7 protein-coding genes are annotated in these 11530 nt (G+C 74.5%); all 7 read left to right on the plus strand.

What is annotated here, in order from left to right; genetic code table 11:
* Nucleotides 1-55: 55 nt before the first annotated feature.
* Nucleotides 56-2017, plus strand: coding sequence for a TIGR03960 family B12-binding radical SAM protein (locus IE251_RS39405; RefSeq protein ID WP_189757752.1), 1962 nt, complete (start codon nucleotides 56-58; stop codon nucleotides 2015-2017).
* A gap of 174 nt (nucleotides 2018-2191) precedes the next feature.
* The gene (locus IE251_RS39410; RefSeq protein ID WP_189757753.1) at nucleotides 2192-2515 is read left to right on the plus strand and encodes a hypothetical protein; all 324 of its coding nucleotides are present in this window, start codon (nucleotides 2192-2194) and stop codon (nucleotides 2513-2515) included.
* A 7-nt stretch (nucleotides 2516-2522) separates the two neighbouring features.
* On the plus strand, nucleotides 2523-3854 hold the full coding sequence (locus IE251_RS39415) for a vanadium-dependent haloperoxidase (protein WP_229897147.1): 1332 nt from the start codon (nucleotides 2523-2525) through the stop codon (nucleotides 3852-3854).
* An 86-nt stretch (nucleotides 3855-3940) separates the two neighbouring features.
* On the plus strand, nucleotides 3941-5053 hold the full coding sequence (locus IE251_RS39420; RefSeq protein WP_189757754.1) for a hypothetical protein: 1113 nt from the start codon (nucleotides 3941-3943) through the stop codon (nucleotides 5051-5053).
* Nucleotides 5054-5101: 48 nt separating this feature from the next.
* Nucleotides 5102-5878: a TIGR03936 family radical SAM-associated protein gene (locus tag IE251_RS39425; RefSeq protein WP_189757755.1), complete on the plus strand. Its 777-nt coding sequence runs from the start codon at nucleotides 5102-5104 to the stop codon at nucleotides 5876-5878.
* 262 nt (nucleotides 5879-6140) lie between these two features.
* Nucleotides 6141-10859 carry an Rne/Rng family ribonuclease gene (locus tag IE251_RS39430; protein WP_189757756.1) on the plus strand — a complete coding sequence of 1573 codons (4719 nt, stop codon included), beginning with the start codon at nucleotides 6141-6143 and terminating at the stop codon, nucleotides 10857-10859.
* A gap of 156 nt (nucleotides 10860-11015) precedes the next feature.
* On the plus strand, nucleotides 11016-11530 hold a 515-nt coding region (locus IE251_RS39435; RefSeq protein WP_189757757.1), incomplete at its 3' end, for a phosphocholine cytidylyltransferase family protein.

Genomic DNA, 11530 nt, shown 5'->3' on the forward strand with positions numbered 1-11530 from the left:
TTCCGGGCGGGTTAGGCTTGATGGTCCCCCCTGTCAGCTCATGAAGGTTCGCGAGATGCCTGTCGAGTCGGTTTTCCCGCAGCTCGAAGCTCTGCTCCCGCACGTGCAGAAGCCGATCCAGTACGTCGGCGGAGAGCTCAACTCCACGGTCAAGCCGTGGGACGAGTGCGACGTCCGCTGGGCGCTCATGTACCCGGACGCGTACGAGGTGGGTCTGCCCAACCAGGGCGTCATGATCCTCTACGAGGTCCTCAACGAGCAGCAGGGCGTCCTCGCCGAGCGCACCTACAGCGTCTGGCCGGACCTGGAGGCGCTGATGCGTGAGCACGGCGTCCCGCAGTTCACGGTGGACAGCCACCGCCCGGTGAAGGCGTTCGACGTGTTCGGCCTCAGCTTCTCCACGGAGCTGGGCTACACCAACATGCTCACCGCGCTGGACCTGGCGGGCATCCCGCTGGAGTCCCGGGACCGCACCGAGGACGACCCGATCGTCCTGGCCGGCGGTCACGCGGCCTTCAACCCGGAGCCGATCGCCGACTTCATCGACGCGGCCGTGATCGGCGACGGCGAGCAGGCCGTCCTCGACATGACGCGGATCATCCGCGAGTGGAAGGCCGAGGGCCGCCCCGGCGGCCGCGAGGAGGTGCTGTTCCGCCTCGCGAGGACGGGCGGGGTGTACGTCCCGGCGTTCTACGACGTGGAGTACCTGCCGGACGGCCGGATCGCCCGTGTGGTGCCCAACCGCTCCGGCGTGCCGTGGCGGGTGTCCAAGCACACGGTCATGGACCTGGACGAGTGGCCGTACCCGAAGCAGCCCCTGGTGCCGCTGGCGGAGACGGTCCACGAGCGGATGTCCGTGGAGATCTTCCGCGGCTGCACCCGAGGCTGCCGCTTCTGCCAGGCCGGCATGATCACTCGTCCGGTGCGTGAGCGTTCCATCACGGGCATCGGCGAGATGGTCGACAAGGGCCTGAAGGCGACCGGTTTCGAGGAGGTGGGCCTGCTGTCCCTGTCCTCGGCCGACCACAGCGAGATCGGCGACGTCGCCAAGGGCCTCGCGGACCGGTACGAGGACGACAAGATCGGCCTGTCCCTGCCCTCCACCCGTGTGGACGCCTTCAACATCGACCTGGCCAACGAGCTGACCCGCAACGGCCGCCGGTCCGGTCTGACCTTCGCCCCCGAGGGCGGCTCCGAGCGCATCCGCAAGGTCATCAACAAGATGGTCTCGGAAGAGGACCTGATCCGTACGGTCGCGACGGCGTACGGCAACGGCTGGCGCCAGGTGAAGCTGTACTTCATGTGCGGCCTGCCGACCGAGACCGACGACGACGTCCTGCAGATCGCCGACATGGCCACCCGCGTGATCCAGAAGGGCCGCGAGGTCTCCGGGTCCAACGACATCCGCTGCACGGTCTCCATCGGCGGTTTCGTGCCCAAGCCGCACACCCCGTTCCAGTGGGCGCCGCAGTTGTCGGCCGAGGAGACGGACGCGCGCCTGGCGAAGCTTCGCGACAAGATCCGCGGCGACAAGAAGTACGGCCGCTCGATCGGCTTCCGCTACCACGACGGCAAGCCCGGCATCGTGGAGGGCCTGCTCTCCCGCGGTGACCGCCGCATCGGCGCGGTGATCCGCGCGGTGTACGACGACGGCGGCCGGTTCGACGGCTGGCGCGAGCACTTCTCCTACGACCGCTGGATGGCGTGCGCCGACAAGGCCCTCGCCCCGTTCGGCGTGGACGTCGACTGGTACACCACCCGGGAGCGCACCTACGAGGAGGTCCTGCCCTGGGACCACCTCGACTCCGGCCTGGACAAGGACTGGCTCTGGGAGGACTGGCAGGACGCCCTGGACGAGACCGAGGTCGAGGACTGCCGCTGGACGCCGTGCTTCGACTGCGGTGTCTGCCCCCAGATGGACACCCACATCCAGATCGGCCCGACGGGCAAGAAGCTGCTGCCGCTGACCGTGAAGAACGCCGGCCCGGCACCGGCCGCGAGCGGTCACTCGCACTGAGGCCGGCCGGACGGCCGGTCGGGTGACGGGTCCGGCCGTGCCGGCGCTCGTGGCTCGTTCGCTCCTTGGAGTGGCCTTGTGTCCCCCCGATCCGGAACGAGCCGGATCGGGGGAATCCCTTCCCTTGGCACGCCGCAACGATGGCCGGCGGCCAACACGAGGAAGGGAGCCCTCATGCCGGAACTCGCACGCCTGCGCAGAATCGGCCTCGCGGTAGGTACGGCAGCGGTGCTGACCACGGGCCTGGCCACCAACGCGCAGGCAGCCACGGGAACGATCCGGTACTTCGACGTCAATCAGCAGGAGTTCCGGATTTCCAACCCCCCGGACGACGTCTGCATCAACCTCCAGGTCCGGGCGGACCTGATCGCGAACGAGACGAACAAGACGGTGCGCGTGTACCTCAACCAGGGCTGCACGGTTCGCGTCACCGATCTGGCTCCCGGCCGGGCAGTGGCCCATGTCGGAGGCCCCCGCTCGGTCCGCGTGCTCCGCTGAGCGGGCTGTGAGGGTCATCGGGGGCTCCGGACCCGTCCGGCCGCGGCGGGTCGCCCTGCTCACCCAGTGCGCCGTCGCGGCCGTCGCCCTCCTGACGCTCACCGCCGCGACGAGTCCCCCCGACACCGGCCCACGGGTCCCCGCGGACCCGGCGGCCGTGGTCCGGGAGTGGAACGCCGTCGCCACCGACACGATCACGGCGAGCCTCGGCCCGCGTCCCTCGGGGCAGGCGGCGGTCTGGCAGGGGTTCGTCTCCGTCGCCGTGTACAACGCCGTGGTGGGGATCGAAGGCGGCTACGCCCTCTACAAGTGGCGCGAGCACGGCCCGCCAGGGGCATCCTCCGCGGCGGCCGCCGCCACCGCGGCCCACGACGTACTGCTCGCCTACTTCCCCGCCTTCGAGGAGCGGCTCGACACCGCGTACGCGGACTCGCTCGCCGCGCTCCCGGCCGGCCCGGCCAGGGACCAGGGCGTGCGCTACGGCGAGCGCGCCGCCGCCCGCGTCGTCGAACTCCGGGAAGGGGACGGCAGGTTCGCGGACGTCCCGTACACCGCGTCCCCGGCACCGGGCGTCTGGCGGCCCACCCCGCCCGGGTTCCAGCCGTTCATCGACACCTGGCTCGCCAGGCTCCGCCCCCTGCTGCTCACCTCGCCGCGGCAGTTCCGCCCCGGCGGACCGCCCGCCCTCTCCTCGGCCGCCTACGCCGAGGACGTCCGGGAGGTGCGGGTCATGGGCGCGCGGACCGGTTCGGGCAGGACCGCGCGGCAGACCGAGACCGCCCTCTTCTTCGGCGGCAACCTGATCGCGCAGGTCCAGACGGCCGTACGGGACCACGCCGCCCGGCACCGGCTCGGCATCGTCCGGACGGCCCGGCTGTTCGCCGCGGTGAACGCGTCGGCGGCCGACGCCGTCGTCACCGCGTGGGACGCCAAGCTCCACTACGCCTTCTGGCGGCCGGTCACCGCCATCCGCCTCGCCGGCACCGACGGCAACCCCGCGACGACGCCCGACCCGGCCTGGGAGCCCCTGCTCCCCACCCCACCGCACCCCGACTACCTCGCCGGTCACACGACCGTCGCCGGTGCCGTGACACGCGCCCTGACCGGCGTCCTCGGCACCTCGCGCATCGACCTCAACGTCCCCTCCGAGGTCACCGGCACCACCCGGTACTACCGGAGTGCCGACGACCTCGACCGGGATGTCGTCGACGCCCGGGTGTGGGCCGGTGTGCACTCCCGCACGGCGGACGTCGACGGCCGCCGGGCCGGCACCCGCCTGGCCGCCTGGGCACTGGACCGCTACTTCCGGCCGGTCGCCGGGCACGGCACCGCCGGCTGAACCACGGAGCAGTACGACACGGCAGTGTGTCGCGGTGAACATGACAGATGCGGATCCGATCGGCCGGTCCGCGCGTCTTTGCGGACATGGATCTCCAGAAGCCGCCGGACCCGCGCCACCAGCCCGAAGGGTGCCTCGTCGTCGCCGTCCGCCTGCCCGTGCGGATCGTCGTCCTGGTGCTGGTCGTGCCGGTGCGCATGGTGTGGGACGCGCTCGTCGTCATCGGGCGGCTTCTGCGGGACACCGTGCTCAAACCACTCGGACAGGCCCTCCTGTGGACGGGCAGGGCCCTGTTCGTCTGGCCGTTCGTGGCCCTGTGGCGATACCTCCTGGTCCCCGTCGGCAGGGCGCTCGCCTGGCTCGGCCGGGTCCTCGTCGTCGCCCCGGCCGTGTGGTGCCACCGGTACGTCCTCACCCCCGTCGGGCACGCCCTGGCCCGGCTCGCGCGCGGGATCGGCGCCGGGCTCGCGTGGGTGTACGCGCGCGTGCTGGTCCCCGCCGGGCGGGCGCTGGCCTGGCTGCTGAAGGGCGCCGGCGCCGTACTGGCCGCCCTCGGACTCGGTGGGTACACGGCGCTCGCCTGGCTGGTGCGGTACCTGGTCGTCGTCCCCGCGCGATGGCTGTACACCTGGGTCCTCGCGCCCGTCGGCCGGGCCGTCGCGTGGTGCGCGCGAGGAATCGCCTGGCTGCTGGGCCTCCTCGTCACCGGGATCGGCCTGGCCCTGTACTGGACCGCCCGGGTGCTGCTGGTCCTGCCCGCGCTCGCGCTGTGGCGCCGGGTGCTCGCGCCCGTCGGCCGGTTCCTGGCGCTCGTCGCCCGCGAGGTGCGGGACGCCCTCGGACACGCCTGGCGGATCGCGGGGCGGATCTCCCGGGCCGTCGGGCGCGCCCTCGCCGCCCTCTTCCGGTGGGTCTTCGTGGAGCCGGTGCGCTGGGCGTACCGCACCGTCCTCACGCCGGTCGGGCACGCCGTGCGCGCCGCCGTCCTGAGGCCCGTCGCCGCAGGCGTACGCGCGGTGGGACGGGTTACCCGGGAGATGGTGACCACGGCCCGCGACACGGCTCGGCAGGCCCGCGCCGAGTTCCGCCGGATGCTGTTCGGCACCCCTCGGCAGCCGGTCGAGGCGGACCGGCGGGAACCCGTGGCCCGCGACACACGTACTCTTGGTAGGAGTACGACCGCACTCACGAAGGACTGAACGACACTGGGCAAGCGACAGCCCGAAGGCCCGCCGCCCGCACCCGCGGTGCAGCGCATCCGCCTGCGCTACACCAAGCGCGGCCGCCTGAGGTTCACCAGCCACCGAGACTTCCAGCGCGCCTTCGAGCGGGCGCTGCGTCGTGCCGAGGTGCCCATGGCGTACTCGGCCGGGTTCACGCCGCACCCCAAGGTGTCGTATGCCAATGCCGCACCCACCGGCACGGGCAGTGAGGCGGAGTACCTGGAGATCGCGCTCACCGCACCGCGCGACCCGGAGACCCTGCGCGCCCTCCTCGACGAGTCGCTGCCCGCCGGGCTCGACATCGTCGAGGCGGTCGAGGCACGGACCTCCGGCCTCGCCGACCGGCTGACGGCCTCCGTCTGGGAGCTGCGGCTGGACGGCGTGGAGCCGGCCGAGGCCGAGCGCGCGGTGGAGGCCTTCACCAAGGCCGACGCCGTGGAGGTGCAGCGGATGACGAAGAACGGCGTCCGCACCTTCGACGCCCGCCCGGCGGTGGTGAGCCTGGAAACGCACGGCGCTCCGGCTGATAGGCCGAGCGACCGGCCCTGTGCGATACTGCGGCTGGTTGTTCGGCACGTGACGCCTGCCGTACGACCCGACGACGTCCTGTCCGGTCTCCGCGCCGTGGCCGACCTGGCGCCGCCGGTCCCCGCAGCGGTGACCAGGCTGGCGCAGGGGCTGTTCGATGAAGAGACCGGCACGGTGACCGACCCGCTCGCGCCCGACCGCGAGGCTGCCGGGGCCCTTACGGCCCAACCGGCCGCCGCCGCGACGGCGCCCATGCCGGAAGGTCCCGCGTAGGGACGGACGTCGTAGCGCCGCCCTCGTACTCGGGAGCCACCTGGGTCGGGCAGCGCACCGACCAGAAGACTTTCGCCAGGCCGTACCGACAAGGCGTACGGAACCGGCGAGACAGGACACAGAGTGCTCCCGTGCGGCGCCCGCGCCCCGGACGGCGGCCACCGCGCATCGCGCGGGCCGCGGACGTCAACGGCGGACGGTCCCCTGAGACCGGCGCCGGACCAGGTGCGGCGCCCGGGAGCCTGACGGGAGATACGCCCGCATGCTCGGACCGAACGAACCCCAAGAGGGTTCCGAACTGAACACCCCCAGCGACACCCTGCCGCCGCGCAGGCGTCGCCGTGCCGCCTCCCGCCCGGCGGGCCCGCCCGCCGCGGCGGCCGAGGCGCCCGCCGAGGTCACCGTGCCGGCCATACCGGCCGCCGAGACCGACGAGGTCGCCGAGGTGCTCGAGGACGGCGCCGAAGAAACGCAGGTGACCGAAGAGACGGCAGAGGCCGCCGAGGGCGCCGCGCAGGAGACGCCCGCCGAGGCCGCTCCCGCCGCGCGTCCGCGCCGCCGGGCCACGCGCCGTGTGTCGGCGCCCTCCGGTTCGCCGGTGTCCGCCGAGGCCGCCGAGACCGTCGTCCCGGCCGCTGCCGCCGCCGAGACGGCCTCCGCCGTCCCCGAGGCCGGCGCGGTCGTCGTCGGTGAGGAAGCCGCGCCGCGCCGCACCCGCCGTCGGGCCACGCGCAGCGTCTCCGCGCCGACCGCCGCCACGGAGACCGCCGCCGAGACCGCCCCGGCCGTGGAGACGCCCGCCGAGGGCGCCGCGCAGGAGGCGCGCGTCGAGGCCGCTCCCGCCGCGCGTCCGCGCCGTCGGGCCACGCGTCGTGCGTCGGCCCCCGCCGGTACGCCGACCCCTGCGGAGGCGTCCGTCGAGGCCGCCGAGACCGTCGTCCCGGCCGCTGCCGCCGCCGAGACGGCCTCCGCCGTCCCCGAGGCCGGCGCGGTCGTCGTCGGCGAGGAAGCCGCGCCGCGCCGCACCCGCCGTCGGGCCACGCGCAGCGTCTCCGCGCCGACCGCCGCCGCCGAGACCGCCCCGGCCGACGAGGCACCCGCCGAGGCCGCCGCGCAGGAGGCGCCCGCCGAGGCCGCGCGTCCGCGCCGCCGGGCCACGCGCCGCGGGTCGGCCCCCGCCGAGACCGCCGAGACGTCCGCCCCGGCCGCCGAGGCCGTCGCCCCGGCCGAGGCCCCGCAGGAGCCGGCTGCCGACGAGGCTGCCGAGGCCGCGCCCGCGCGTCCGCGTCGTCGGGCCACGCGCCGTGCGTCCGCGCCCGCCGGTGCGCCGAAGGCCGCCGAGGAGGCGCCCGCCGCCGAGGCGGAGCCGGTGCGGGAGACCCCCGCCGAGACCCCCGTCGAGGAGGCCGCCGAGGCGCCCGTCGAGGAGGCCGCCCCGCGCCGTACCCGGCGCCGGGCCACCCGCCGGGCCTCCGCGCCCGCCGGCGAGGAGACCGCCGAGGCCCCCGCCGCCACCCAGGCCGAGGAGCGGACTCCGACCACCCCCGCGGAGCCGGAGGCCCCCGTGACCACGCACACCACCGAGCCGGCCGGCGCCGCCCAGGCCCCGCAGATCCCCGAGCCGGCCGCCGAGGCCGCCGCGCCGCGCCGCGCCCGGCGCCGGGTCGTACGGGCCGCGTCCGGGTTCGCCGAGCCCGCCCAGCCCGCCGCGCCGAAGGCCGCCGAGCGCCCCGAGTCCACCGAGCCCGCCCAGCCCGCCGAGGCGAAGGGCCGGCGCCGCCCGGCCCGTCCCGCCGTCGCCGTGTTCCAGGCCCCGGTGTTCACCGAACCCCGGTTCCAGACCCCGGAGCGGGCCGCCGCCGAGGCCGCGGCCGAGGCCGCCGAGACGGAGGAGCCCGAGGAGTACGCGGAGGAGCGCGCCGAGACCGGTACCCGCCGGCGCCGGCGCCGCCGCGGTGCCGCCGAGGAGACCCGGCCCGTCGAGACCGCCGCCGAGGAGGAGCCGGAGGAGGCCGAGGAGGCCCCCGAGTCCGCCGAGGACCTCGCCGAGGGCGAGGAGGGCGACGAGACCGACGGCGCCGAGGGCTACGAGGAGTCCGGTTCGCGCCGCCGTCGCCGCCGGGGCGGACGCCGCCGCCGGCGCGGTGACGCCGCCGACGGCGAGTCCGGCGAGGGCGTGGACGCCGACGCCGAGGAACTGGCCGCCGAGCAGGCCGCGCAGGACGCCGAGGACACCGCCGAGCAGGAGGAAGAGGACGCCGAGGAGGGCCGCGCCGACGAGCCCGCCGGGTCCAGCGCCAGCAGCCGTCGCCGTCGTCGCCGCCGGCGCCGGGCCGGTGACACCACCGTCGACGCCGAGCCGTCCGCCGACGACCCCGAGCGCACCGTCGTCAAGGTCCGCGAGCCGCGCAAGCCCAGCGAGCCGTCCGACGAGGTGCAGTCCATCAAGGGCTCGACCCGGCTGGAGGCCAAGAAGCAGCGCCGCCGGGAAGGCCGGGAGCAGGGGCGCCGGCGCGTCCCGATCATCACCGAGGCCGAGTTCCTGGCCCGCCGCGAGGCCGTCGAGCGCGTGATGGTGGTCCGCCAGCACGGCGACCGTACGCAGATCGGCGTCCTGGAGGACGGCGTGCTCGTCGAGCACTACGTCAACAAGGAGCAGTCGACCTCGTACGTCGGCAACGTCTACCTGGGCAAGGTCCAGAACGTGCTGCCGTCGATGGAGGCCGCCTTCATCGACATCGGCAAGGGCCGCAACGCCGTCCTGTACGCCGGCGAGGTCAACTTCGAGGCGCTCGGCATGTCCGGCGGTCCGCGACGCATCGAGTCCGCCCTGAAGTCCGGCCAGTCCGTCCTGGTGCAGGTCACCAAGGACCCGATCGGTCACAAGGGCGCCCGTCTGACCAGCCAGGTCTCCCTCCCGGGCCGTTACCTGGTGTACGTGCCCGAGGGCTCGATGACCGGCATCAGCCGCAAGCTGCCCGACACCGAGCGGGCCCGGCTGAAGACCATCCTCAAGAAGATCGTCCCCGAGGACGCGGGCGTCATCGTGCGCACCGCCGCCGAGGGCGCGAGCGAGGACGAGCTGCGCCGTGACGTCGAGCGGCTCCAGGCGCAGTGGGAGGAGATCCAGAAGAAGGCCAAGAGCGGCAACGCCCCGACGCTGCTGTACGGCGAGCCGGACATGACCGTCCGGGTCGTGCGGGACATCTTCAACGAGGACTTCTCCAAGGTCATCGTCAGCGGCGACGACGCCTGGCAGACCATCCACGGCTACGTCTCGCACGTCGCCCCGGACCTGGCCGGCCGGCTGTCGAAGTGGACGAGCGAGGTCGACGTCTTCGCCACCTACCGGATCGACGAGCAGCTCGCCAAGGCGCTGGACCGCAAGGTCTGGCTGCCCAGCGGCGGTTCGCTGGTGATCGACCGGACCGAGGCGATGGTCGTCATCGACGTCAACACCGGCAAGTTCACCGGCCAGGGCGGCAACCTGGAGGAGACGGTCACCAGGAACAACCTGGAGGCGGCCGAGGAGATCGTGCGCCAGCTGCGGCTGCGCGACCTCGGCGGCATCATCGTGATCGACTTCATCGACATGGTCCTGGAGTCCAACCGCGACCTGGTGCTGCGCCGCCTGCTGGAGTGCCTGGGCCGGGACCGTACGAAGCACCAGGTGGCCGAGGTCACCTCGCTGGGCCTGGTGCAGATGACCCGCAAGCGGGTCGGCCAGGGCCTGCTGGAGTCCTTCTCCGAGACCTGCGTCCACTGCAACGGCCGCGGTGTCATCGTCCACCTGGACCAGGCCACCGCCAACGGTGGCGGCGGCAAGCGCAAGAAGCGCGGCGGCCGTGGCGCCGAGGCGGAGCCGGTGCACGAGCATGTGCACGAGACCCCCGCCGTGGCCGTGGAGGCCGGTACGGCCGTCACGCCCGAGGTGGAGACCGCCGCCGAGGTGGCCGCCGAGGCCGCCGAGCCGGTCTCCCTGCCCGCGCCCGACTTCGCGCCGGACGAGGAGCTGTACAGCAGCGTCGCCGAGGCGGAGGCGGCGGCCGGCCGTGGCCGTACCCGCCGCCGGGCGAGCCGCCGGGCGTCGGCTCCGGCCGGCGCGCCGAAGACGGAGAAGCCGGAGCGGGCCGAGAGGGCGCAGAGGGCCGGCCGCAAGGCGGAGAAGGCCGAGCCCGTCGCGGAGCCCGAGGCGCCGACCGCCCAGGACGTCACCGCCGAGGAGGCGGCGGCGCGCCCGGTGCGGCCGGAGCCCGCCGCCGAGGCGCTGGCCGAGCCGGCGGCCGTCGAGGACCAGGTGGTCCCGGCGCCGGGGGCCGAGGCCCCGGCCGCCGAGGAGGCCGCGCCCAAGGGCCGTACGCGCCGTCGGGCGACCCGGAAGGCGTCGGCTCCGGCCGGTTCCCCCGCGGGCGCCGAGGCGGCCGTGGTGACCGTGTCCGAGACCGCGCCCGCGGCCGAGGCCCCGGTGGAGCAGCCCGTCCAGGCCGTCGAGGCGCCGGTCGAGGCCGGTGAGCCTGTTCAGGCCGAGCAGCCGGCGGCCGAGAGCGCCCCGGCGCCGGCCCGCCCGCGCCGCCGTGCGGTGCGCAAGGCCACCGCGCCGACCGCGCCCGAGGAGGCGGCCGTGGTGGTCGTCCCGTCGGCGGCGTCCGCGGCGGCTCCGGCGGCGGAGGCTCCTGTGGCCGAAGCCCCGGCGTCCGAGGCCCCGGCGGCGGAGGCCCCCGTGGCCGAGGCCCCGGTGACCGAGGGAGCCGAGGAGGCCGAGGCGGCCGCTCCGGCGAAGAAGACCGCCCGTAAGGCGGCGGCCAAGAAGGCCCCGGCGAAGAAGGCGGTGGCGAAGAAGGCCACCACCAAGAAGACCGCCGCCGTCAAGAAGACGGCCGCGAAGAAGACGACGGCCAAGAAGGCGACGAAGACCGCCAAGACGGCCGCCGCGAAGTCGACGGCGAAGTCCGTGCCGTCGGCCTCGGCCGGCGACGACTGATCGCGCCGCCGTACAGGGTGTGGTCCTGTCCCCGGACAGGGCCACACCCGTTTTTCCCGCCGGCCCCGGCCGGCGCGCGACCGTCCGCCCCCGAGCACGGCGCCCGAGCCGGCCGCGACGGACGGTCCACCCGTGAACCAAAGGAGAGAAACCGCGATGATAGGCCTTGTGCTGGCGGCCGGCGCCGGACGGCGTCTGCGCCCCTACACCGACACGCTGCCCAAGGCGCTGGTGCCGGTGGGGCCCGAGGGTGTGGAGGGTGAGCCGACGGTCCTGGACCTGACGCTGGGGAACTTCGCCGAGATCGGGCTGACCGAGGTCGCGGTCATCGTCGGCTACCGCAAGGAGGCCGTCTACGCGCGCAAGGCGGCGCTGGAGGCCGAGTACGGCCTGAAGCTGACGCTGATCGACAACGACAAGGCCGAGGAGTGGAACAACGCCTACTCCCTGTGGTGCGGCCGTGACGCGCTGCGGGACGGGGTGATCCTCGCCAACGGTGACACCGTGCACCCGGTCTCGGTGGAGAAGACGCTGCTGGCCGCCCGGGGCGAGGGCAAGAGGATCATTCTCGCCGTGGACACGGTGAAGAAGCTGGCCGACGAGGAGATGAAGGTCGTCGTCGACCCCGCGAAGGGGATGACGAGGATCACCAAGCTGATGGACCCGGCGGA

The organism is Streptomyces eurythermus (assembly GCF_014649115.1).
GTDB classification, from domain to species: Bacteria; Actinomycetota; Actinomycetes; order Streptomycetales; family Streptomycetaceae; genus Streptomyces; species Streptomyces eurythermus.

Excerpts from the sequence above, each read along its gene's own strand:
- IE251_RS39420 (WP_189757754.1), top strand. The coding sequence starts at position 3,941 with ATGGATCTCCAGAAGCCGCCGGACCCGCGCCACCAGCCCGAAGGGTGC.
- IE251_RS39410 (WP_189757753.1), top strand. The coding sequence starts at position 2,192 with ATGCCGGAACTCGCACGCCTGCGCAGAATCGGCCTCGCGGTAGGTACG.
- IE251_RS39430 (WP_189757756.1), top strand. The coding sequence starts at position 6,141 with ATGCTCGGACCGAACGAACCCCAAGAGGGTTCCGAACTGAACACCCCC.
- IE251_RS39405 (WP_189757752.1), top strand. The coding sequence starts at position 56 with ATGCCTGTCGAGTCGGTTTTCCCGCAGCTCGAAGCTCTGCTCCCGCAC.